This is a genomic window from Microbacterium pullorum (genome assembly GCF_014836535.1).
GTDB classification, from domain to species: Bacteria; Actinomycetota; Actinomycetes; order Actinomycetales; family Microbacteriaceae; genus Microbacterium; species Microbacterium pullorum.
This window is the reverse complement of sequence record NZ_JACSQP010000003.1, coordinates 175,186-196,955: the sequence shown is the minus strand read 5'-3', so window position 1 is coordinate 196,955 and position 21,770 is coordinate 175,186. Positions and strand designations below refer to the sequence as shown.

22 protein-coding genes, 1 tRNA gene and 1 riboswitch are annotated in these 21,770 nt (G+C 70.7%); of the genes, 11 read left to right on the top strand and 12 right to left on the bottom strand.

What is annotated here, in order from left to right:
* Positions 1–82: 82 nt before the first annotated feature.
* Together H9651_RS05820 and H9651_RS05815 are read right to left on the bottom strand one after the other, a co-directional pair.
* Entirely contained in the window at positions 83–823 is a 741-nt protein-coding gene (locus tag H9651_RS05820) for a PspA/IM30 family protein (protein ID WP_191718274.1), read from the bottom strand.
* Between the two features lie 68 nt (positions 824–891).
* Positions 892–2,871 (bottom strand): TPM domain-containing protein, encoded by a 1,980-nt coding sequence (locus tag H9651_RS05815; protein ID WP_225216425.1) that lies wholly within the window; start codon positions 2,869–2,871, stop codon positions 892–894.
* A gap of 192 nt (positions 2,872–3,063) precedes the next feature.
* On the opposite strand from H9651_RS05815, the gene H9651_RS05810 reads away from it, so the two are divergent.
* The 6 genes from H9651_RS05810 (at position 3,064) to H9651_RS05785 (ending at position 7,140) form a co-directional block, all read left to right on the top strand.
* Positions 3,064–3,900 (top strand): DUF3097 domain-containing protein, encoded by an 837-nt coding sequence (locus H9651_RS05810; RefSeq protein ID WP_191718271.1) that lies wholly within the window; start codon positions 3,064–3,066, stop codon positions 3,898–3,900.
* A gap of 44 nt (positions 3,901–3,944) precedes the next feature.
* Positions 3,945–4,703 (top strand): tRNA (guanosine(46)-N7)-methyltransferase TrmB, encoded by a 759-nt coding sequence (trmB, locus tag H9651_RS05805; RefSeq protein WP_191718270.1) that lies wholly within the window; start codon positions 3,945–3,947, stop codon positions 4,701–4,703.
* Complete coding sequence (locus H9651_RS05800; protein ID WP_191718268.1) at positions 4,700–5,572, top strand: CPBP family intramembrane glutamic endopeptidase; 873 nt, start codon at positions 4,700–4,702, stop codon at positions 5,570–5,572. Before trmB ends, H9651_RS05800 begins: the two co-directional genes overlap by 4 nt.
* 184 nt (positions 5,573–5,756) lie before the next feature.
* A riboswitch (guanidine-III (ykkC-III) riboswitch) is annotated at positions 5,757–5,821 on the top strand.
* A gap of 12 nt (positions 5,822–5,833) precedes the next feature.
* On the top strand, positions 5,834–6,154 hold the full coding sequence (locus H9651_RS05795; protein WP_191718267.1) for a DMT family transporter: 321 nt from the start codon (positions 5,834–5,836) through the stop codon (positions 6,152–6,154).
* A 58-nt stretch (positions 6,155–6,212) separates the two neighbouring features.
* Positions 6,213–6,285, top strand: a tRNA-Arg gene (locus H9651_RS05790).
* Positions 6,286–6,642: 357 nt separating this feature from the next.
* Positions 6,643–7,140 carry a hypothetical protein gene (locus tag H9651_RS05785; protein WP_191718265.1) on the top strand — a complete coding sequence of 166 codons (498 nt, stop codon included), beginning with the start codon at positions 6,643–6,645 and terminating at the stop codon, positions 7,138–7,140.
* A gap of 566 nt (positions 7,141–7,706) precedes the next feature.
* Here H9651_RS05785 and H9651_RS05780 read toward each other — a convergent pair.
* The 3 genes from H9651_RS05780 to H9651_RS05770 form a co-directional block, all read right to left on the bottom strand.
* Positions 7,707–7,859, bottom strand: a complete 153-nt coding sequence (locus H9651_RS05780; RefSeq protein ID WP_191718263.1) for a hypothetical protein — start codon at positions 7,857–7,859, stop codon at positions 7,707–7,709.
* A gap of 161 nt (positions 7,860–8,020) precedes the next feature.
* Entirely contained in the window at positions 8,021–8,449 is a 429-nt protein-coding gene (locus H9651_RS05775; RefSeq protein ID WP_191718261.1) for a hypothetical protein, read from the bottom strand.
* A gap of 740 nt (positions 8,450–9,189) precedes the next feature.
* Positions 9,190–9,741 carry a hypothetical protein gene (locus tag H9651_RS05770; RefSeq protein ID WP_191718259.1) on the bottom strand — a complete coding sequence of 184 codons (552 nt, stop codon included), beginning with the start codon at positions 9,739–9,741 and terminating at the stop codon, positions 9,190–9,192.
* A 359-nt stretch (positions 9,742–10,100) separates the two neighbouring features.
* On the opposite strand from H9651_RS05770, the gene H9651_RS05765 reads away from it, so the two are divergent.
* The gene (locus H9651_RS05765) at positions 10,101–10,523 is read left to right on the top strand and encodes a DUF6325 family protein (protein WP_191718257.1); all 423 of its coding nucleotides are present in this window, start codon (positions 10,101–10,103) and stop codon (positions 10,521–10,523) included.
* Between the two features lie 12 nt (positions 10,524–10,535).
* Positions 10,536–10,898 carry an SHOCT domain-containing protein gene (locus tag H9651_RS05760; protein ID WP_191718255.1) on the top strand — a complete coding sequence of 121 codons (363 nt, stop codon included), beginning with the start codon at positions 10,536–10,538 and terminating at the stop codon, positions 10,896–10,898.
* Positions 10,899–11,142: 244 nt separating this feature from the next.
* Here H9651_RS05760 and H9651_RS05755 read toward each other — a convergent pair whose 3' ends face one another.
* The 3 genes from H9651_RS05755 to H9651_RS05745 form a co-directional block, all read right to left on the bottom strand.
* On the bottom strand, positions 11,143–12,531 hold the full coding sequence (locus H9651_RS05755) for a hypothetical protein (protein WP_191718253.1): 1,389 nt from the start codon (positions 12,529–12,531) through the stop codon (positions 11,143–11,145).
* An 80-nt stretch (positions 12,532–12,611) separates the two neighbouring features.
* Positions 12,612–13,766, bottom strand: a complete 1,155-nt coding sequence (locus H9651_RS05750; protein ID WP_191718251.1) for an AI-2E family transporter — start codon at positions 13,764–13,766, stop codon at positions 12,612–12,614.
* 34 nt (positions 13,767–13,800) lie between these two features.
* The gene (locus H9651_RS05745) at positions 13,801–16,326 is read right to left on the bottom strand and encodes a LuxR C-terminal-related transcriptional regulator (RefSeq protein ID WP_191718249.1); all 2,526 of its coding nucleotides are present in this window, start codon (positions 16,324–16,326) and stop codon (positions 13,801–13,803) included.
* A 193-nt stretch (positions 16,327–16,519) separates the two neighbouring features.
* On the opposite strand from H9651_RS05745, the gene H9651_RS05740 reads away from it, so the two are divergent.
* Complete coding sequence (locus tag H9651_RS05740) at positions 16,520–16,729, top strand: hypothetical protein (RefSeq protein ID WP_191718247.1); 210 nt, start codon at positions 16,520–16,522, stop codon at positions 16,727–16,729.
* A 15-nt stretch (positions 16,730–16,744) separates the two neighbouring features.
* Here the strand turns inward: H9651_RS05740 and H9651_RS05735 are convergent, their stop codons facing one another.
* From H9651_RS05735 to H9651_RS05720, 4 genes are all read right to left on the bottom strand, one after another.
* Entirely contained in the window at positions 16,745–16,903 is a 159-nt protein-coding gene (locus H9651_RS05735; RefSeq protein WP_191718245.1) for a hypothetical protein, read from the bottom strand.
* Between the two features lie 73 nt (positions 16,904–16,976).
* Positions 16,977–17,402: a glucose-6-phosphate dehydrogenase gene (locus H9651_RS05730; protein WP_191718244.1), complete on the bottom strand. Its 426-nt coding sequence runs from the start codon at positions 17,400–17,402 to the stop codon at positions 16,977–16,979.
* 40 nt (positions 17,403–17,442) lie between these two features.
* A complete protein-coding gene (locus tag H9651_RS05725) occupies positions 17,443–18,246 on the bottom strand; it encodes an SDR family oxidoreductase (RefSeq protein WP_191718242.1) in 804 nt (267 codons plus the stop codon).
* A gap of 78 nt (positions 18,247–18,324) precedes the next feature.
* A complete protein-coding gene (locus tag H9651_RS05720; protein ID WP_191718558.1) occupies positions 18,325–19,125 on the bottom strand; it encodes an SGNH/GDSL hydrolase family protein in 801 nt (266 codons plus the stop codon).
* Between the two features lie 105 nt (positions 19,126–19,230).
* Between H9651_RS05720 and H9651_RS05715 the strand changes: the two genes are divergently transcribed.
* Both H9651_RS05715 and argS read left to right on the top strand, forming a co-directional pair.
* On the top strand, positions 19,231–20,067 hold the full coding sequence (locus H9651_RS05715) for a transglutaminase-like domain-containing protein (protein WP_191718240.1): 837 nt from the start codon (positions 19,231–19,233) through the stop codon (positions 20,065–20,067).
* A 38-nt stretch (positions 20,068–20,105) separates the two neighbouring features.
* Positions 20,106–21,770 (top strand): arginine--tRNA ligase, encoded by a 1,665-nt coding sequence (argS, locus tag H9651_RS05710; protein ID WP_191718239.1) that lies wholly within the window; start codon positions 20,106–20,108, stop codon positions 21,768–21,770.

Here is a 21,770-nt window from a genome sequence, read left to right as displayed (position 1 = left end):
GGCCCCCCGGGCCCCCCGCCGGCACCGCCCCGGGGCGCCCCCCCGGGGGGGCGACGCCCGTGCGGCGTGCGGCGTGCGGCGATCAGACCCCGGGGTCGATGGCCTTCGCCGGGGCGCCCGACTTCAGCGCGGCCAGGCGAGCCTCGACTTCGGTGAGTTCCCCGACGTCCTCGAGCTGGTTGAACTGCGCGTCGATGCTCGAGGCCGCGAGCTCCTGCTTGCCGGCAGCCAGTGCCTCCTGGCGACGCACCTTGTCCTCGAAGCGGCCCAGTTCGCTCGTGGGGTCGAGTACGTCGATCGACCGCACGGCGTCGTGCACCTTGTTCTGGGCCTCGGCCGTCTTCGCGCGGGCGAGCAGCTCGGAGCGCTTCGACTTCAGCTGCTCGAGCTTGCCCTTCATGCCGTTGAGGCCGTCCTTGAGCTTCTCGACGATCTCGGACTGCGTGGCGATGGTCGGGGCGATGGCGCGCGCCTCGTTCTCCTCGCTGATCTGGCGCTGCAGCGCGATCTTGGCGAGGTTGTCGAACTTGTCGGCGTCGGCGAGGTTGCCGGCGGTGCGCAGCTGGTCGGCCTTGCGGCTGGCGGCGAGGGCCTTGTTGCCCCATTCGGTCGCCGCCTGCACGTCCTCCTGGTGGTCGCGCTCGAGCAGACGCAGGTTGCCGATCGTCTCGGCGATGGCCGACTCCGCCTCGGCGATGGAGTTGGTGTAGTCGCGCACGAGCTGGTCGAGCATCTTCTGCGGGTCCTCGGCCGAGTCGAGGAGAGCGTTGATGTTCGCCTTCATGAGGGTCGAGATGCGACCGAAGATGGACTGCTTTGCCATGGGTGCTGCCTTCCTATCAAGATGACGTGTGGTGGTCTGGGATGCCGCGGTGCGGCGGGCCCGGAGGATCAGAAGCGCCCCCCTCCGCGACGGCCGCGGGTGCCCCCGCCGCCGAAACTTCCGGAGCGGAAGCTGCCGCCGCCGCTGCGGCCCCGACTTCCGCCGCCGCTGAAGCCGCCGCCGAAGCCGCCGCCGAAGCCGCCCATCGGACCGCTTCGGCCGCCGCCGCTGAGCAGCGAGTTGATCACGATACCGCCGAGCACGGCGCCGAGCATGCCGTTGCCGCCACCGCCGCTGCTGCCGCCACCGAAGCCCCCGCCGCCGAATCCGCCGACGTCGGTCTGGGCGTCCTGGATCGCCTGCGCGGCGAGCTGGTTGGCGCGCTGGGCGAGGGGGAGCGCCTGCTCGGGCGCGGTCTGCTCGAGCTGGCGCGCCTGCACGAGGGCGGCGCCGGCTTCGGCGAGCCGGGTGCGCGCCTGCGCGCCCACGGCACCGCGACGTGCGGTGATGTAGTCCTCGGCGGCCGAGACCTGCGCCTGCGCCTGCGTGAGCTGCTGGCCGAGCAGCTGGCGGGCGCGCTGCGCGCGGGCCTGGCTGTCGCGCACTGCGGCGACGACGCCGTCGATGCGGGAGTTGGCGGCTTCCAGCGCCTGCAGCGTCACCAGCGGCCGTTTCGCCGTGGAGGCGAGGTTCGTGCGGGCCGTGTCGACCTGCTGCCGCGTCGCGGCGACGGCCGCGGCGACCTGACCGTCGGGGTCGGGAAGTGCGCCGGCGACGGCGATGTCCTGTTCGAGGTCGGCGATGAGGGCGGCGGCATCCTTCTCGCCCTGGGTGAGGTCGGCGGCCAGGCGCCCGATGGCATCCGCCAGCAGTCTCGCCTGCCCGACGGCCTCTTCGGCGGCGCGGATGCTGACGGCCGCGGCCCCGCCGTCGCCCGCCGCGACCGCGTCGGCGGCGTGGGCGAGCTGTTCGTCGGCGAACGCGAGTCGCTCGCGGGCCTGCTCGGGGTTGTCGGCGATCGTGGCGAGCGCTTCGGGCGCGTACGTTGCGCGCAGGGTCTGCAGCGTCGCCGCCGCGGCATCGAGGGAGCCGGTGACGGTGGTGCGCTGCTCCTGCACGCGGGCGAGCGCCTCGGGAGCGTTCTGCTCGAGCTTGCGCAGTTCGTCGAAGTCGGCGGCCTTCTCGTCGAGGTTCGCGTCCGCCTCTTCGCACAGCCGCAGGATCTCGGTGTGCCACTGGCGCGTCTGCTGCTCGGTGTCGGGCTCGGCGTCGTCGAGCTGCTGGCGCAGCGTGAAGGCCTTCTGGAGGTTCTCCTTGGCCGCCGTCAGCGCCTGCTCGAACTCCACCGTCGCGGCGTCACCGAACTGCGCCCGCGCGAAGCCGAGCTCCTGCTCGCTCGTGCGCACCGCATCGTCGGCGGCGACGAGCGCCGCCGCTGCCCGCCGGGCGAGGTGTTCGGGGGGGATCTGCTCGATGGGCTCGGCCTTCGGGCCGGGGGAGCCGCCACGTCGGCGGGATCGCACGACGATGAAGACGACGACGCCCACCACGGCGATGCCGAGCACGATCCACAGCCACGCGCCGCCGCCGGAACTCGTGAGGTCCCGCTGGAAACGGTCGGCGGCCAGCTGGATCGCGCCGCTGTAGTCGTCGTCGCGCAGCAGCGGCAGCATGGCTTCCTCCGTCGCGGCGAGGTCGGCCTCGCTGAGGGGCCCGCCGTCGTCGGCGGAGATGTAGTACTGCCGGCCCTCGGTGGCGATGGCCAGCAGATACTGCTTCTGCCCTAGGCCGTTGCCGAGGGCGGTGGCATCCGCCCACTCCTGGCTGTTCGACGGGTCGGTGAACTCGTCCACCAGCACGACGAACAGGTCGACCCCCGTCGCGTCGTACAGGCCCGCCAGGCGGTCCTCGGCGCCCGAGAGCTGGCCGGGGCTGAGCGCGCCGGCCTGGTCGGTGACGTGGGACGATCCGAGCTGCACCGGGTCGGTCGCCGATGCCGTCATCGCACCCGCCGACATGAGCACCGCCAGAACGGTCGTGAGCACCATGGCCCAGCGCCTGCGCATCGTGTCCCCTTCCGAGGGCCCTTCGGGCACCTCTTCCCGAGTCTATTCAGAGGCCGTGAACCGGCGATAGTTCACCGGCTGTGAGGTACCGATGAGACCTCACCGGCTCGCGCGCGGCGGGTCGGGGATGGCGGTGTCGGCGGCGGCGGGTACGCTCTGACCCCCGGAGGCCTCATGGATGATCGATACGGCGGCGACGTGCTCGCCGCAGGGTGGCGCAGCGCCGGGCGACGCCGCATCCCCGACGTCGCGGCAGCGCGCGACCTCGTGGTGGAGGTGGCCGACGACGGGTTCTGCGGCGCGGTCACCGGCAGCCAGTCGGGGCTCGTGGAGCTCGAGGATCGTGTCGGGCGGCGGCGGCAGTTCCCCCTCGGCGGCGGCTTCCTCATCGACGGCGAGCCGGTGCGCCTCGTGGCACCCAGCGCCGCACCGAAGCCGCGCACGCGCACGGCATCCGGATCCTTCGCCGCCCCCGAAGAGCGGGCCAGGGTCGCGCGGGCCAGTCGCATCCTCGTCGAAGGCCGCCACGACGCCGAGCTCGTCGAGAAGGTGTGGGGTGCCGACCTCCGCGTCGAAGGCGTGGTCGTGGAGTACCTCGAGGGCATCGACCTGCTCGACGAGGCCCTCCGCGCCGAGCCGCCGGGGCCCCAGCGCCGCTACGGCGTGCTGGTGGATCATCTCGTGCCGGGTTCGAAGGAGCAGCGCATCGCGGATGCCGTCGCCCGAGGGCCCCACGGTGCGCACGTGCTGGTGGTCGGCCACCCCCACGTGGATGTCTGGGAGTGCGTGACCCCCCGCGCCGTCGGAATCCCCGCCTGGCCCACGGTGCCGCGCGGCACCGACTGGAAGACCGGCGTCTGCCGGGCACTGGGCTGGCCGGCCGAGGAGCAGGCCGACATCGCGCGGGCGTGGCAGCGGATCCTCGGGAGCGTGCACACCTTCCGCGACCTCGACCCGGCGCTGCTCGGGCCCGTGGAGCAGCTCATCGACTTCGTGACGCAGGAGGGGTGACCCCCGGCGCGCGTGCGGGTGGGGAGCCCCGGTAGCCTGGGGACATGCCGGATCCTGAGCCCGACGCGGACCCGACCGCCTCCGACGACGCCGTGTTCCGCAAGCGCACGGTCTCCTTCGTGCGCCGCAGCGGTCGCATGTCCGAAGCGCAGGAGTGCGCCTGGAGCGAACTGGCCGCGCACTACGCGCTGCCGGTGCCGCGTGACGGCGCCACCACGAGCGTGCGCGCCGGATCCGAGATCGACCCGGCCGCGGTGTTCGGGCGCGACGCGCCGCTCATCGTCGAGATCGGCTCGGGGCAGGGGCACGCCATCGTGCACGCGGCATCCGCCCGGCCCGACGCCGACTTCCTCGCGGTCGAGGTCTTCAAGGCGGGGCTCGCGCGCACCATGCTCGACGCCGATCGCGTCGGTGCGCGCAACCTCCGCGTGGTCGAGGCCAACGCCCCCGAGGTGCTCGAGCATCTGCTGCCGGAGGCCTCGGTCGACGAACTGTGGGTGTTCTTCCCCGACCCGTGGCACAAGAAGAAGCACACCAAGCGTCGCCTCGTGGCGCCGCCGTTCCCGACGCTCGCAGCGCGTGCGCTGCGTGACGGTGGCGTGCTGCGGCTGGCGACCGACTGGGAGGACTACGCGCTGCAGATGCGGGCCGTGATGGCCGATGCCGCCGACTTCGAGCCCGCATTCGAGGGGGAGTGGGCGCCACGGTTCGACGGCCGGATCGTCACCGCCTTCGAGCGCAAGGGCACGGCGAAGGGCCGCGACATCCGCGACCTCGCGTACCGCCGCAAGGCCCGCTCGTGAAGACGGCGGTCGCGCCGGTACGACCTCACGTCTCGCTCGCCACCGTGCCGGCGCTGCTGGTGTGCCTGGCCGCGCCGGCGTTCTACGTGTTGCTGCTGCCGTGGCTCGGCTGGGCGCTGCTGGTGGCGGGGCTTGTCGTCGCGGCGGTCGTGGAGCGCGCGCGGGCGAACCCCGCTGCGCCCACGGCATCCGCCGTGCGCCCGCCCTCGCTCGTGCGCGACCTGTCGCTCATCGCCGCGGGCCTCGTCATCGTCAGCCTCATCGACCTCAAAGCCGAGCTCGACAACGCCGCGATGGTGCGATTCACCCTCGCGCTCGGCGGCGCGGTCGTGGTGCCGTACGTCGTGTCGCGGTGGGTCTATCGCGACCGGGCCATCTCGTTCCCCTGGCGAGGCGGCGGGCGCTGGACGATGTTCCAGTGGGTGTGGCTCGTGCTCGTGCTGGTGCTCGGCTGGCTGATCCTGCCCTTCTACTTCATCACCTCCGGCGTCTACATGAACTGGCCGGTCGTGGACACCCCCGACCTCATCGCACGCCTGTTCGTCGGAGTGGGGGCCGTCGGCATCTGGGACGAGCTGTTCTTCATCTGCACCGTGTTCGCGCTGCTGCGCCGCCACTTCGCCGATGTGTCGGCCAACGTGCTGCAGGCGATCGTGTTCGTCTCGTTCCTGTGGGAGCTCGGCTACCGCGCGTGGGGGCCGGCGCTGACCATCCCGTTCGCGCTGCTGCAGGGCTACATCTTCCTGAAGACGCGCTCGCTGGCCTACGTCGTCACGGTGCACCTGCTGTTCGACGCGGTGGTGTTCGCGGTGCTCGTGCACGCCCACAACCCGGGGCTGCTGGACGCGATCTTCTTCGTCTCGCCCTGACGCGCGGCGCGGGCTATGTCGCGCGCCGGGTCGGCGCACAACGTCGCTGATCCGGCCCGGTGACGGCCCGGAGTGGGCCCCGCGGCCGGGTTCGGGTGCGGATTGGCGACATTGTGCGCGGGGACCGGCCGGCTCGCGTGCGCGCGGACAGGGCGCGCGGCCGGGCGCTGCGCGGTAGCATCGACGACGGATCCCGACCGGATCCCCGGACGAGGGTTCAGTACCCGGTGAGCGACAAGACTGGCCACGGAGGGCCGTGTCATGGCGTGGATCGTTCTCATCGTGTCGGGAGTGCTGGAGGCCGTCTGGGCGACGGCGCTCGGCAAATCGGAGGGCTTCACGAAGCTCTGGCCATCGGTCGTGTTCGGCGTCGCGCTGGTGATGAGCATGGGCGGCCTCGCCTGGGCGATGCGCGACATCTCCACCGGCACCGCATATGCGGTGTGGGTCGGCATCGGGGCATCCATCACCGTCGTCTACGCGATGGTCACCGGTGACGAGGACTTCTCGATCGTGAAGTTCCTGCTCATCCTGGGGCTCGTGGGCTGCATCGTCGGGCTCAAGCTGGTCAGCACCGAGTGACGCGGGCGGATGCCGCGGCACGGAGCGTCCCTCGGGCGGTGATAGTCTCGATCGGTACGCCTCCGTAGCTCAGTGGATAGAGCGCCGGTTTCCGGTACCGTAGGTCGCAGGTTCGACTCCTGTCGGGGGCACTTTGGGTTGTACGCGGAACGGGTGAAGACTCGTACGCGGAACCTCCAAGAATGAAGAAACGCCGCCTGAATCAGGCGGCGTTTCGCGTTTCGTTGGTCTGCTGGCGCGGTGGGATGTGCGGATGGACCCTCTCGCGCACGAAGCGGTGGAGTCGCTGTGAGCCGGTCGTCTTACAACCAAGGGTTCGTTCGCAGGTTCAACGCACGCGGTATCGCGGCAGGCTGTTGGGAATATGGCAGGCACTGCTGTTGAAGTCTCGTTCGGACCAACCGTGAACAGGTCGACGGGGGCTGCCCCAAGGTCCACCAGTTACAGATCGAGGGGACGCGCGCATGCCTACGCCCTCTAGCGCTCAGGTGGCGCTTGTCGACGATCTCAACAGGGCCTTGCGGCCCATTGGCCGCGTGCCGCGCGTCATGAGTGTGACCCTCGCTGCCGTCTCCATCGGCTTGTCTGCGCTGGTCTTCTCGGAGTCCGGAAATGTGTTGAGTTTCTTGGTTGGCGTGCCGGCGACGGTCGTGGCCTTCCTGTCATTCCGAATCCGTGCCTGCGCCGATGACGAAATCCTCGTGGTCCGCAGTTACCTCCGCACGACGAAGATCCGCCTGCGCGATGTTCAGGCTTTCGTGGATCTCGAGTACATCGGCTTCTGGAATCTCCAGAGTGGCGGCAACGGCTGGACCAATCTCTGGCTCCGGATGCTGGACTACACCCGCACGAGCGGCCATGGTCGGAGCCTGCCCGAGACCATGTGCACCCGCAGGCGAGGCGCTGAGATTGCTGCACTCCTGAACAGCTACCTCGACGCTCATGAAATGGCATGGAAGGGTGCGTCGGGCAAGCACACCTCGTAGAACGCGCAACGGACATCCTGTATCTCGAGCGCGCCACCATCTCGCCGCTACCTCTGGGTACTCATGTCCGAGCTGGAGATTTCGGCCAGTACGCCGTGCGTGCCGCCCATCGGCTGCTCCACCACCCCGTCGGTGCTGGCGCCGATCTTCGAGCCGGTGATCTAGTCGGTGCGTTGAATCCGCGGACTATGTGCGGACCGGGTTGCGTCGTCCTCGACCGCGCTGGTGCGTAACGCGCTGCTGGGGCGAGCTGTGACGAGGCTTCCGTTGCTTGGTGCGTGGGACTTCGATGCCAGCTTCGTCGTGCATGATCTTGTCGAGGCTTGCTGCTACGACGGCCAGCGTCGCGAGGAAGCATTGCGGTGGGGAACCACGAAGGCGCCGTCGCGAGCCGTCTTCCCTGGCGATATCGCGCGCTCGCGTCGATGAGCCTCTGCGCTATCGAGGCGCAGTGCCAGTTGCCGTCGACCATGATGGCGCCGGCGAAGCTGTCCTGGTGACCGAGGAAGGTCTTATCGTAGTCCGTGACGAGCTTCGCGCCAGCTACCCGAAGGTAGTTCTGGAGGTCAGCCTCTCTCCCCGGGGAGGTACGCGCGGTCGCCGATGACGTGGTGGAGCTTCAGCCCCCGGTTGATGGTGTTCTCGAGCATCGTCTGAGCCACCAGCAGCCCGGTGTACGGGGCAGCGCTGGCCGCGTGCGCCGCGCGAAAGGTCCTCAACCGACTTTGTCGTACCTTGATCCGCGCACCGGCGGACATCGGTTCACGCACGGTGCGCTTCGGGCGGAGGAATGGCCCGTGCGCTGGCGAGTTCTCCTCTAGGAGGTGGGAAACGAGCTCTGCCGGGGCGGGGATGGTGAAGTCGCTGTTGCCGGTGGTGCTCAGTAAGCGCCGGCGCCCGATTCTCCTTCGGGGAGGATGAAGCAGGGCGAGAACGAGATGAACTCGATCCGGCTGCCGTCGGCACTCTCGTGTACGAGGTACCCGGCGCCGTGGTGCCCCGTCACATACGCTCTGGGGCCGAACGAGGTGTCTGCACGCTCCGCGTCGTAATCGTCGCGAACGGCATATTCCGCGACGATCGCGTCGACGACACCTTCGACGTCGACTGGGCCGCTGGTGACGACGTCCGTTCGCCCCGACCACTGCACCGAGCGTTCCGCATCGCCACACCCGATCAGAGCGCCCTTCGGGAGTTGCTCGATTGCTTCGGTCTGGTCGCTGGGCACCATCGATGCGAGCTCGAGCTCCATCGCCATTGCTGCGGCTTTCGCATCTTCGAGGCTGAGGTTGATGTCTGCGCCATTCACGTCGCCCCCTTGATTCGACCCGCATCCCGCGAGTGATGACACCAGGACCACGAGGGCAGTCGCCGCAGGTAGGGGTCGCCGTCTCATCGAAATCGCTCCATTTCCCTATCCTCGCGAATGTCATCCAGATCGATGGCGGCGGGCTGGGGAGAACGACCGCCCGGAGTCAGGGCTCGGAAGATACAAGGTGAAGTCGGCACCAGAGCCGTCTGCGCCATCGTAAGCGCATCTGTGTACGCCCAGTGGAAGCAGCCGTGCCGGGTTGCGGTTCCCAGGACTGCGGCATGCCAAGCTCCCGCAAGCGCATGCAGTCGACCTTCACTGTTGGGGCGCGATAGTCGCGTAGTCCGCAGTCTTTACCGTGCCGCTGGACTCGTACCGGCAACGCCACCTCGGAGATCTCGTCGCGCTGGCCGGTCTTATGCGCCCCGCAGACGTTCGCGACCATGCTCCGCTGGACCGCCGGGAACTGGGGCTCGTCGGTAACGCCGTCGGTCACGCTCGCGAGCTGCGGCAGACGTACCGACTGGCTGCCTTCATGGAGAGGATGAGGCGGCGTCGCGCCCTCAGCCCGCGACGCTGACGGGCGCGCCAGTCAGCGTGCCCACGGCCAGAGGATTAGCGCGGGCCCGTCCCGCCATCCGTGAGACGAATGCCGGTGGACGAGACGGTGGGTTTCACCCGCCGTCTCGGCGCCCCGCATTCGTCTCACCGGGTGAGGGTCGTCGGCGCGCGCGGGGTCAGTGCAGTGTCGTCTTCAGGGCGATCATCGCGAGGCCGAAGGCGGCCGTGACGAATGAGCCGATGAGGCTCTTGGCGACGCTTGACCCGCGACTGCGGAACGACACGAAGCCGATCACAGCCAGCACCGCGACCCCCACCCACAGGGCCGCCCACATCGCGGCGAGATCCGGGATGACACGGGCGGCGCCCAGCAGCAGCACCGCCGTCGGAAGCAGCGCTCCCAGCAGCAGCCCCGAGGACCGCACCAGTGCGATGCGCATCGCGGCTCGCAGTCCCACCGCGTGGCCGTCGTGGGTGCCGTGATGGGCGACCGTGCCGGCGTAGATGTGCGCCATCCAGAAAACCAGCACGGTGGTCACGACCGTCGCGAACACCTCCCATGCCCCGAACGACTGGGTGCCGGCGACGACGATCATGCCCGACACCAGGATGACGCCGTACACGCCCTCCTCGGTCACCAGGTGCGACGGCTCGGGGCCCCAGGCCGTCGCGCGGGCGGCAGGAGGCCCCGATGCCTTCCGGCTGCCACGGCCCTCGTCGTCGCCCACGGATCCCCCTTGGCTTGCGTCGGTACTGCCTCCGACGCTACGGAGCGCACCCGGCCGCGTCCAGCACGTCCCCGCGCCTGCCCGCCGCGACCGCGCAGACCTCGCGCTGCGGGAACGGGCCGAGCGCGGCGGACAGATCCTGGGGGCGCAGCGCGATCTCGCCGACCGCGGCGTCACCTGTGAGCGGCGTGATCCTCGACGAATGATCCGCTGCCGCAGGGCGACCGCGGCGCGATGCGTGCAAATCACCCGCCGCGGATGACGCCGGGTGCGCCGCGCGCCGCGAGCCTCGGAGCATCACCACGCGGGCGGCACCGCACCGCAGCCGCGTGTGGGTTGCGACACATCGGGAGGCACGCATGACCACGTTCCGCTACGGGCCGGTCGAGTTCTACGCCATCGGCTTCGAAGGCGACAGGCCCGGCCCAGGAGTGCTGGAGGCCATCGACGATCTGGTGGAGTCGGGCACGGTGAATCTGCTCGACCTCGTCTTCGCCTCCCGCTCGCCGGCGGGCGAACTGACCGTGCTCGAGATCGACGACACCGACGACGACGAGACGGGCACGAGCGCGCTGGCACTGCCGGGGTTCGCCGGCGAGGAGGACATCGAGACGCTGGCCGCGGATCTGCCGCCCGGCGCCTCTGCCGCGATCCTCGTGATCGAGCTGCTGTGGGCGAAGGCGTTCGCCGCCGCGCTGTACGACGCCGGCGGTTTCGTCACCGGGCGGTACGGCGTCCCCGCGCCGCTGGTGAATGCGTATCTGTCGGAGCACGTGGGGTAGAAGGGGGAGATCATGCTCGGAAGACGAGGGCGGCCGGGACTCATCGGTCTGGCGGCGCGTACCGCGGTCGTCGCAGGAACCGCCACTGCGGTGTCGGGCGGGGTGGCGTCGCGTCGGCAACGCAATGACCAGGAGGCGGCCGAGGCGCAGGCATGGCAGGCGCAGCAACAGCAGCAGGCGATGGATGCCGCGGCCGCCCAGGCGGTCGCGAACGCCGCGCCTGCTGCGCAGCAGGCCGCGCCGGCCGCGCCGGCCGCGCCAGCCGCGCCGGGAGGCGACCTGCTGGGTCAGCTGACCCAGCTGGCGGCACTGCACGACCGGGGCGTTCTGTCGGACGAGGAGTTCGCCGCGGGGAAGGCGAAGCTCCTCGGCTGAGCCCCGGGAAAGCGGGGGGACGGTAGGGCTTCACCGTTCCCCCGCTTCTCGGCGTGTGCACAGCGGGAGGGCGCGTTTCTCGGACGCGCCCTCCCGCTGTGCCGTTGCTCGTCGGATCAGCGGTCGTGCGACAGCTCCCGGCCGTGCACCGTGAGGGCGTAGATGACGAGGATGTCGATGGTCAGCACGATCAGCGACCACCATCTCCCTGGGTGTCGCCGTCAGGTCTCTGACGGCTCCGACGCTATGAAGTGACGATGACCGCGTCCTCACCCTCCCCGGATGCTTCCGCCGGATCCGCCGGACGGGTGGTCGGGGCCGTGGTGGGCGGTGTGCGCAGCAGCTCGCAGAGCCACCACGCCACGAGCCCCACCACGAGCACGCCGGCGATCTCGCCGACCCCGAGTGGGCGCAGCAGCCACAGCCACACGATGCCCAGTGCGCAGATCGCCGTACGCACGAGCACGCGGTAGCGCTGCATCCATCGTCCGAACCCACCGGTGTCGAACCCGCGGGACGCGAGCGAGGAGCGGACCGCGTCGTTGGCCGAGCCGACCGAGCGTCTCAGCGCGACCGCCGGCTGCCACCGCCCCTGCGACCAGGCGAGCACCGCCAGCACGATCCCGAGCACGATGCCCACCACGGCCGTCTGGCTCATGTTCTGCACCACCTGCGTGTAGATGGCCGTCATCGCGGTGCCGGGCAGCTGCTGATCGGCGGCGACGACGCCGAGCACGAGCGGGCCGATCGCCAGCGCCAGTGCCAGCGTTGCGCTGCCGACGATCAGCCCCACCCCGGCGCCGAGGAGGGCGGTCGTCCGACGGCGCGCGATGAGGATGCCGGCGATGAACAGGGCGAGGGTGACGATCGGCAGCCACACCCCGGCCGCCACCGCCGCGGGATAGGCGACGCGTAGCGTCGCCACCTGGTCCACCTGCCCGACGACGATCGTGCGGTCCACTTCGGGGATCGCCGCGGCGGCCCCCACGCCCCGATCGATGAGGCGTGTCTTGACCTCCGCGATGATCGGCCCGAGTTCGATCCCGACCACCCCCGCGTCGTCGATGCTCACCGCGCCGTCGCGGTCGCCCTCGGCCACGGCGACCATCGTGCGGTGACTCGCGCTCAGCGCCCGCTCCCAGATGTCGGCGAAGGCCTCCGATCCGACGAGCCGGGTGACGGTCTGATCGATGACGCTCTGCGCGCCCTGGGCTGCGGGCGCGCGCAGCAGCTCCAGTGCAGCCGCCGCCCGCGGCGGGAGCCCCAGCTGCGCGATGCCGTCGAACAGGTCGTCGGTGACCTGTTCGAGGTTCAGCTGCTCCTCGATCGCCGCCGTCGTGCGGTCGACGATCACCGCCTGCACGGCGGGATCGTCGATGATCGGACCCATCGTCGCGACGAACCGGTCGGTGTCCACCAGTTCGACGCGGGCCCACGCGGTGACGATCGAGAGGGGCACGAGGATCGTGGCGATGATGATGCACAGCGCCGAGACCACGGGGCGCCAGCGCCCCGGGTGGTTTCGCGCACGGTCGGGGGTCTCGACGGCCGTCGCGGCGAGGCGTGCGTTCTCCGCCTCGAGGGCGTCCACCCGTGCCTGCAGCGCGGCGGCGGTGTCCAGGTCAGCAGCCATGGTTCTCTCCCTCTCCTCGCGCCGACCATACAAGCGGGGTCGCCGCAGGCGTCATCCGTTCGGGGTGATTCCGGCTGCGCTCACACCTTGAGGTTCTGCGTCGGGACCACCACCTCGCGCAGGATCAGCAGGATGGATGCCATCACCGGCAGCGCCACGAGCACGCCCAGCACCCCCATGAGCGTGCCGCCGATCATCGCGGCGATCAGTACGAGCGCGGCCGGGATGGAGATCGCCCGGTTGAGCACGCGCGGCGTGATGATGTAGGCCTCCAGCTGCACGTAGACCAGGTAGCTGGCGCCGAAGATGAGCGCCTGCGTCCCATCGGACAGCAGCGCGACCAGGGTGCCGACGACGAGGAAGACCACCGAGCCGAAGATCGGCACGAGCGTGATGACGAACGCGATCATCGCCATGAGGGCGGGGTAGGGCAACCCGATGATCAGGTGCAGGAGCAGCACGACGCACGCGTTGAGTGCCGACAGCGTCACCGCGCCGAGCAGCGAACTGCCCACCGACGCCGTGACGCGTTCGGTGAGTTCGGTGAGCTTCGGGCGGTTGCGGGCGGGGGCGAGCGCGTACAGGGCCTGCTTCATGCTGCTGAGCGCCGCGAGGAAGTACAGCGTCAGCGCCACCACGACGAACCCCGCCGACACGGCGCTGACGATCCCCACGCCCGCGGCGAGCACGCCGCCGCCGATGAGGGCGAGGGTCTCGGGTGCGGTGAGGGCCGCCCCCACCTCGTCGATCATCGTGGTCGCCGCCGCCTGGAAGTCGGCGGGAAGGGCGGTGAACCAGTCCGCTTGCTGCAGATCGGCGACGGCCCCGGGCAGCGCCCGCACGAACTGGCCGACCTGGGCGAGGGCCGACGGCAGCACGAAGACAGAGACCGCGACGACCAGCAGCACGAAGACGCCGAAGACGATCGCCATCCCCGCGCCGCGGGACAGGCCGCGCTGCTCGAGCAGACGCACGACCGGATCGAGCCCCAGCGCGACGAACAGCGCCAGCACGATGGAGGCGATGATCGTCGTGATCGAGCCGATCGCCGACCCCAGCACCAGCCCGCCCAACACGCCGAGCGTCGCGATGAACGCGACCGACAGGGGGCGTTCGACCAGCGCCGAGATGGCTCGGCGGACGGGGCGGCCGACGGGTGCCGTGACGTCTGTCGTTTCGGACCCGGCGGCGTCGGATGCCGCGGCGTCGGCGTCGTCTGGGGGAGAAGGCGTCATGCCCGCACCGTAGGCAGTGGCCGCCGCCGGATCGTCACCCCCGGTGGGCGATATCGGGTGCGACCAGCAGTCCGAGTTCGCGGGCCCGCGCGATGGCGGCATCACGCCCCGCCGCATCGAGCTTGCGGTAGATGTGGGCGATGTGGGTCTTCACCGTGTTGACCGAGACGAAGCACAGGGCGGCGAGCTCCGCGTTGGTGAGCCGGCTCGGCAGGTAGGCCAGCAGATCGAGTTCGCGCGGGGTCAGCGGCTCGAGGAGCCCCTCGCGTGAGCCCTGCCCGAGCGCGCGCGACAGTGTGAGGATCCTCAGCCGGAACCCCCGCGGCACACCGGGGAGAGCCTCGATCAGGTCGATCACGTGTGCACCGGCGCGCACGAACGGGTGGATCAGCGACTCGGCGGCGGCGACCTCGATGGCGTGCTCGAGATGCTCTCGGGCGCTCGCCGCGCGTGACTGCCGCGATTCCAGCCAGGCGGTCAGCAGGCTGAGCTCCACCGCCGTCGCGGGGGCGGATTCGTCGCGGATGACGGCGGTTTCGAGGCGTGTGCGTGCGGCCTCGACGTCGCCGTCGGCGAGGTGCCCGGCGATGTCCTCGAACACGCCGCTCGACCACGTCAGGCCGCGGGTCGGACGCGTGGGATGCCCCGCCTCCCGCGCCGCCCGGCGCGTGATCGCGACGAGCATGTCCTCCACGAGCGGAGGGGCGATCCCCGTGGGCGCGGCGATGAGGGAATCGACGCTCTGCGGGTCGACCAGACGCGACAGCGCGTGCGCGACCCACATCAGCTGCGCGCGCCGGTTGGCCGCCGCGCGCGCGTAGCCCTCGTGCAGCGCCACGGCACCGGCATCCGGTTCGCCCCGCTGGATGGCGACGAGCGCTCGCGCGAGGTAGGCGTCGGCGGCGCACGGATGCAGCAGGAGGTTCAGCTCGCGGGCGAGCTCGAGTCCTTCGTCGGCCAGGGCCGTGGCCGAGCGCAGGCGCCCCGACCACGCCCGGCACAGGGCGAGGCTCCCGAGGGTGTGCACGCGGTAGGGGCCGTAGTGCGCGCCTTCCAGATCGAGCGCCTGGCACAGGGCGAGATCGGCGCCGACGAGGTCGCCCTGCAGGAACAGCGCACGGCCGCTCGACACGGCCGCGACCGCTTCCAGCAGCGGCAGCGACGTGAGGTGCAGCAGGTGCGGCATGACCGCGTCGCGGTGGCGTCCCGCTTCGGCGAAGAACCGCCGCCCCTCCTCGAGGTACACCTCGGGGTGCGGCCGGAACTGCACCCCGGCCGACAGGAACGCCCGGATCGTCAGAACGAGACCGGCCGAGATGTCGGGGTCATCGAGCGATGCCCGCAGCACGTCCTCGCCGAGCGCGACTCGTCCCGACATCCCCTGGAGCATGCCGAACAGCACGTTGGCATCCGGGTGCATGGCCCGGATGCCGTCCGGCACGAGCGAGAGCCACCGTGCCACGGTGGCGGTGGTGCCGCGCTCGTAGACTTCTCGGCCGCGGGTCACGATGTGCCCCATCGCCTCCTCCCATCGGCGCGCCGCCAGCAGCGACTCGATCGCGGCGTTCGTGTCGCCGTGCGCGAGGTGCCACTGCGCGGCGGTCACCAGCAGGCGCTCTTCGGCTGCGGCATCCGCTTCGCGCAGTCGATAGCGCAGCAGATCCCGGAACAGGGGATGGAAGTGGTAGCGGTCGAGCGTCCCGGGGACGGGCACGACGAACAGCGACTCGCACTCGAGCGCGGCCAGGAACGCGGCGCCGTCGTGCACCCCCGCGACCGTCTCGACCAGTCCCGCAGAGAGCTCGGGGAGCACCGACAGCTCGAGCAGAGCCCGCGCCCGCGCGGGCTCCAGCGCGTCGAGGACCTCTTCGCTGAGGTAGTCGATGGCCAGGCGGTCGCTGCCCGCGAGGGCGTCGACGACGTCTCCGCCGCGCGTGCGGAACCGCAGGCTCAGCCCGGTGAGCTGCACGCCTGCCGCCCACCCCTCGGTGCGCGAGACGACCGCCGCGGCGGTGGCGGTGTCCACCGGCATCCGGCTGATCTGCTCGAGCACGCGCGCCGTCGTGTCGGAGTCGAAGGCGAGATCCGCCTGCCGCAGCTCCACGAGACCGTGCTCGAGGCGGTGGCGGCTCCATCCGAGCTTGAGGTCCACGCGTGACGAGAAGACGAAGTGCACGCCCTGCGGCAGCATGTCGACCAGTCGCCACAGATCGGTCACGAGCTCCGAGTTGCCCACCTGGTGCAGGTCGTCGAAGATCACCACGAGTGGGCGGCTGATCTCGGCGAACGCGGCGCTGAGAGCCTCGAGCAGCGCGGCGCCGAGCCCACCGCCGGCGTGGTCCAGCGGTGCATCGATCTCTGCCAGAGCCGCATCAGCCGCCGCCAGCTCGGTGAGGAGGCGACGGGCGAACACCACGGCGTCGTCATCGGCCGACGACATGTCCAGCCACACCACCCCGGCGTCGTGGATCGACGCCGCCCACTGCGTCAGCAGCACGGTCTTGCCCGAGCCGGCAGAGGCGACGATGAGGGTCAGCGGCGCGCTCGCCCCGGTATCCAATCTCGCCCACAACTCCGGGCGCTCTACGGAATGCGGTGGTACCCCTCGTGGAATCGTCATCGATCGCAGCTCTCTGCATCGGCTGGCGGTGCGGGCAGCAGAATCATCCCATAGAGGTGACGAGACATCGAGGTGCGTCGCGCACGATGACGCTCACCGGGCGAAGACGTCCGCGGGACGAGGAGGTCGTGTCATGCTCGCACGCACCGTCGAGATCGTCGTCCGCGGCAGACTCGGGTCCCCCCTCGTGGCGGCGCTGGACGGCTACCGCATCGAACCCGTCGCGGATGGCACGACCCGCGTGACCGGTCCGGTCGTCGATCAGCCCATGCTGTTGGGGCTGCTCGAGATGTTCGACGATCTCAACATCGAGGTGGTCTCGGTCAACCGCGTGGGCTCGTAGCCGCGGGCGGTCGACTCAGGTCTGCCGGCGGATGAACCGCATGAGCCCGGCGATGATCGCGATGACGATGATGAAGACGCCCACCCACAGCAGGAACTTCACGGCTTCGACGAAGAGGCCGAGCAGCAGCAGCACGATTCCGACGATGAGGAGGATCACAGCAAGTCCGGTCATCGGGCGATTCTCGCCCGATCCCGTGAATGCGGGCGACCGGTTGACACCGGACGCCCGCAGCAATACACGTTCTTTACGCGATGGACGTGCCGCACATGCCGCACAGCCCCAGCGCCGACACCTCGACGAAGCAGTTCGGGCACATCGCGCGGGGAGCCTCATCGACCGACGAGACGCGTCGCACCGCAGGGGTGCGCTCGGCGCGGACGGCAGGGCGCGCCGCACGGGATGCGGCCCGGGGCTTGCGCGCCGGCGCGGCGACGGGTGCCGGGGGCTGCTCGATCTCGGGCAGGTGCTCGGCGCAGTAGAAGCGCACGAAACCGCCGTGGTGCTTCGGATGCCGGTGCTTGACGGCCCACAGTTCGGTGCGCTCGCGCGGCTCGGTCTCGGTGCCGCAGGTCACGCAGTGCGCCGGGTCGCCGGGGACGACGTCGGCGACCACGACCGGGGTTTCGAAGGGGACGGCGTCACGCCAGTCCGCTGATGCGACGATTTTCATACTCGATGTCTTCCCACCTCATGAGACTACGCGCCTGCGCTCACCCCCGGCGCCACCGGTCGCTGTCGAGGTGCGATCCGCCCTGCGGTCCCATCTGCAGCATCCCGCCGTCGACGGTCCAGCTGGCGCCCGTGACATAGGAGGCCGCGGGCGAGGCGAGGAAGGCGACGACCGCCGCGATCTCCTCGGGACGTCCGGGACGCCCGAGCGGGATGCCGGGGCGGTGGGTCTGGGCGGCGTCATCGGAGTCCATGTCGTTGATCGGCGTCGCGATCTCGCCCGGCGCGACGGCGTTGACGGTGATCTGTCGCTCGCCGAGCTCCTGCGCCATCGTCTTCACGAGGCCTCCGAGGCCGTGCTTGGCGGCGACGTAGGCCGCCGACCCGACCCGGGGCTGGCTCTCGTGCACGCTCGTGACGGCGACGATGCGCCCGCCGCGCCCCGCGGCGGCCATGCGCCGGGCCGCCCACTGCATTCCGACGAACGCGCCGTCGAGGTTGAGGGCGACCGTCGAGCGCCACTGGTCCAGCGACAGGTCCAAGAACGGGATGCCGCCCCCGCCGCCGGCATTGTTGACGAACACGTCCACGCCGCCCAGTTCCGTCGCGAGCGCCTCGAGTACGTCGTCTGCGCCCTCGAGGTCGGTCGCGTCGAACCGCGTCACGACGGCCCGGGCGCCGCGGGCGCGCACCGCGTCGGCGGTGTGCTGTGCGCCCTGTTCGTCGGAGTGCCAGGTGATGCCGACGTCGAGGCCCGCCTCGGCGAGGGCGACCGCCGTCGCGGCACCGATGCCGGAGTCGGAGGCGGTGACGATGGCGTGGGCGGGGGAGAAGTTCGCGTCCATCCTGCGACGCTACGACGCGCCGTGCGCGGGTGCATCGGGGTTTACAGGTGCACGTCGCTGGGTTAGTGACTCGTGGCGTCAGGGCACGAGCGGAGCGACGGCGGGGGGCGCCGCGGCATCCGTCGTCGCCGAGATGCCGGCGATCGCCTCGGCGAGCCGGGAGGCGAGGAAGGCGTGTCCCGCGGTGGACGGATGGTCCCTGCCCACGTCGGACGTGTCGATGACCTCGAGGTAATCCTCGGCGGTGATCCACTCGTCGGCGACGGGGGAGAGGTACCACCAGCCACGGCTGCCGGCGAGTTCGCGCAGGTCTGCGTCGATGCGGGCCGTCGCCGCCTCGACCGGAAGCACCTGAGGGGCGGGGCCGAGGATCACGATGCGCGCGTCGGGATAACGCGCGGCGAGGTCGTCCCACGCGGCCGTCACCGCCTCGCGGTAGCCGTCGGCGGGGAGGCGGCGGTCATTGATCGAGCCCTGCACGATGACGAGATCGGGGTGAAGGGTCGGGTCGAGATCGGCGATGCGCTCGCCGTAACTGCCGCCGTCCAGGCCCGGCTTGAGGTAACCGCTGCCGCGGACCCCCGCCACCACGACGTCCCAGCCCAGCTGCTCGCCGATGACGTACGCGTAGCCGTCGGTCGGGTCGGTCGCCGCCGATCCGTACGTCCACGAGTCGCCGAACACGAGCACCCGGGGTGCGGGCGGCAGCGCGAGGGGTGCCGGAGCCACCGCGGCGGCCGCCCCGACCGCACCGGCTGCGGGTGCGGATGCGGTCTGCCAGGGGCGCCAGATCGAGAAGAGGCAGATCGCGGCGACGGCGGCTGCGAGCACGACCAGGGGCCACGTCGGGCGACGTGCTCGCGTGCGTGTGCGCAGCATCACGCTTCGAGGGTAGATCACCGCGAGCGACACGACGAACACCGCGCGCGCACCGGGCTTCGCAGCTCGACGCCCGGTGCTCTGACAGCGTGCGAGGATAGCTCGGTGCAGCGCAAAGTGACCGCCGAACTCGACCTGGAACTGAGCTCGTCGATCGACCTCATCCTCCAGATCGCGGCGGCGCGCACCGCGCCGATCGTGCACGAGCAGCTGACCTTCCGCCAGGGCGACCGCGTGCTCGCAGCGACCGAGATCGTGGATGCCACCGGGAGCCGGCTGCACCGGCTGCAGGGCGAGCCCGGCGTGCTCGAGGTGCGCTACGAGGCCGTCGTCGACGCCGCGTCGCCCTCGATGCCGGTGAACGAGCTCGAGACGATCACGTATCTGCGTCCGAGCCGCTACTGCCAGTCCGACGAAGTGTTCGCCCAGGCCCGGCGCCAGTTCCGCGGGCTCTCGGGGCACGACCTCATCGCCGCCGTCGACGACTTCGTCGCCACCAGCACCGCGTACACCCCGGGCTTCAGTCAGGGCACCGATTCGGCCGTCACCACCCTCGCCTCCGGTCAAGGCGTGTGCCGCGACTACGCGCACCTCGTGATCGCGCTGCTGCGCGCCATGGATGTGCCGGCCCGCTACACCGCCTGCTACGCGCCGGGCCTCCGGCCCATGGACTTCCACGCCGTGGCCGAGGCCTACCTCGACGGCGCCTGGTACGTCATCGACGCGACCCGCCTGAGCAACCGACGCTCGCTCGTGCGCATCGCCTCCGGGCGGGATGCCGCCGACTGCGCCTTCCTCAGCTATTACGGCGGCAACGTGGGGCTTGCGCGCATGTACGTGGATGCCTGGACGGTGTCCGGCGGGGACCTCGACGCCGACGCGTCGGGCGCGGCCTCCGGCCACGCTGACGAGGATCCGTCGCTGTTGCTGCAACTGGCCTGAGCGGCCCGGCGCCACCCCGCCCGTAGACTTGACGGGTTATGGATCCTGAAGCCCTCTCCGCCGCGCTGCTCGATGTCGTCCGCCCGCTCGCCGAAGCGCGACGCGCCGGCTCGACCGAGGGACTCACTCCGGCCGATCTGCCGCTGGACCGGCCCCGCAACCGCGACCACGGCGACTGGGCATCCAATGCCGCGATGAAGCTCGCCAAGACGGTCGGCGCGAACCCCCGCGAGTTCGCCGCCGAGATCGCCGCGGCGCTGGGCGAGGTGCCCGGTATCGCCTCGGTCGAGGTCGCCGGTCCCGGCTTCATCAACATCCGTCTGGATGCCGCCGCCGCCGGTGCCCTGGCGAAGACCATCGTCGAGGCCGGTGCCGCCTTCGGCACGAACGATTCCCGCGCGGACGAGATCATCAACCTCGAGTTCGTGTCGGCGAACCCCACCGGCCCCATCCACCTCGGCGGTACGCGCTGGGCGGCCGTGGGCGACTCGCTCGCCCGCATCCTCGCGGCGCAGGGCGCCTCGGTGACGCGCGAGTACTACTTCAACGACCACGGCGCCCAGATCGACCGCTTCGCGCGCAGCCTCATCGCGGCGCACGAGGGCCGGCCGACGCCGGAGGACGGCTACGGCGGCGGCTACATCGACGACATCGCCCGCCGGGTCGCGCTGGCGTACGACGGTGACATCGACGCGCTCGACGCGGACGAGAAGCAGGAGGCCTTCCGCGCCCTCGGTGTGAACTTCATGTTCGACGAGATCAAGGCGAGCCTGCACTCGTTCGGTGTCGACTTCGACGTGTACTTCCACGAGAACGACCTGCACGACTCGGGTGCCGTCGAGCGCGCGGTGAAGCGCCTCACCGATCTCGGTCACATGTACGAGGCCGACGGTGCCCTGTGGCTGCGCACCACCGAGTTCGGCGACGACAAGGACCGCGTCGTCATCAAGTCCGACGGCCAGCCCGCCTACATCTCCGGCGACCTCGCCTACTACCTCGACAAGCGCGAGCGCGGCTTCAACCGCTGCATCATCATGCTCGGCGCCGACCACCACGGCTACGTCAAGCGGCTCATGGCGATGAGCGCCGCCTTCGGCGACGAGCCGGGCGTGAACCTGCAGGTGCTCATCGGCCAGATGGTGAACCTCGTCAAAGACGGCCAGCCCATGCGCATGTCCAAGCGGGCGGGAACCGTCGTCACCCTCGAGGACCTCGTCGAGATCGTCGGCACGGATGCCGCGCGCTACGCGCTGGTGCGCAGCTCGACCGACTCCAACCTCGACGTCGACCTCGACGTGCTGCAGAAGCGCACGAACGACAACCCCGTCTTCTACGTGCAGTACGCCCACGCGCGCACGCACAACGTCGGCCGCAACGCCGCGGCATCCGGCGTGGACCGCTCCGGGTTCGCCCCCGAGCTGCTGGTGCACGAGACCGAATCGGCGCTGCTGGGCGCCCTGCAGGAGTTCCCCCGCACGGTGGCGTACGCCGCCGAGGTGCGCGAGCCGCACCGCGTCGCGCGCTACCTCGAGGAGCTCGCCGGCCTCTACCACCGCTGGTACGACAACTGCCGCGTCATCCCGCTGGGCGATGAGTCGGTCACCGACCTGCACCGCACCCGCCTGTGGCTCAACGACGCCACCGGCCAGGTGCTGCGCAACGGCCTGACCCTGCTCGGTGTGAGCGCACCCGAACGGATGTGA

Bases quoted from the DNA above. Each gene is read 5' to 3' on its own strand.
- H9651_RS05730 (WP_191718244.1), bottom strand. From the start codon at position 17,402: ATGAAAATCGTCGCATCAGCGGACTGGCGTGACGCCGTCCCCTTCGAA.
- H9651_RS05735 (WP_191718245.1), bottom strand. From the start codon at position 16,903: ATGACCGGACTTGCTGTGATCCTCCTCATCGTCGGAATCGTGCTGCTG.
- H9651_RS05815 (WP_225216425.1), bottom strand. From the start codon at position 2,871: ATGGTGCTCACGACCGTTCTGGCGGTGCTCATGTCGGCGGGTGCGATG.
- argS (WP_191718239.1), top strand. From the start codon at position 20,106: ATGGATCCTGAAGCCCTCTCCGCCGCGCTGCTCGATGTCGTCCGCCCG.
- H9651_RS05810 (WP_191718271.1), top strand. From the start codon at position 3,064: ATGGATGATCGATACGGCGGCGACGTGCTCGCCGCAGGGTGGCGCAGC.
- H9651_RS05725 (WP_191718242.1), bottom strand. From the start codon at position 18,246: ATGGACGCGAACTTCTCCCCCGCCCACGCCATCGTCACCGCCTCCGAC.
- H9651_RS05755 (WP_191718253.1), bottom strand. From the start codon at position 12,531: ATGGCTGCTGACCTGGACACCGCCGCCGCGCTGCAGGCACGGGTGGAC.
- H9651_RS05720 (WP_191718558.1), bottom strand. From the start codon at position 19,125: ATGCTGCGCACACGCACGCGAGCACGTCGCCCGACGTGGCCCCTGGTC.
- H9651_RS05820 (WP_191718274.1), bottom strand. From the start codon at position 823: ATGGCAAAGCAGTCCATCTTCGGTCGCATCTCGACCCTCATGAAGGCG.
- H9651_RS05795 (WP_191718267.1), top strand. From the start codon at position 5,834: ATGGCGTGGATCGTTCTCATCGTGTCGGGAGTGCTGGAGGCCGTCTGG.
- H9651_RS05765 (WP_191718257.1), top strand. From the start codon at position 10,101: ATGACCACGTTCCGCTACGGGCCGGTCGAGTTCTACGCCATCGGCTTC.
- H9651_RS05750 (WP_191718251.1), bottom strand. From the start codon at position 13,766: ATGACGCCTTCTCCCCCAGACGACGCCGACGCCGCGGCATCCGACGCC.
- H9651_RS05740 (WP_191718247.1), top strand. From the start codon at position 16,520: ATGCTCGCACGCACCGTCGAGATCGTCGTCCGCGGCAGACTCGGGTCC.
- H9651_RS05760 (WP_191718255.1), top strand. From the start codon at position 10,536: ATGCTCGGAAGACGAGGGCGGCCGGGACTCATCGGTCTGGCGGCGCGT.
- trmB (WP_191718270.1), top strand. From the start codon at position 3,945: ATGCCGGATCCTGAGCCCGACGCGGACCCGACCGCCTCCGACGACGCC.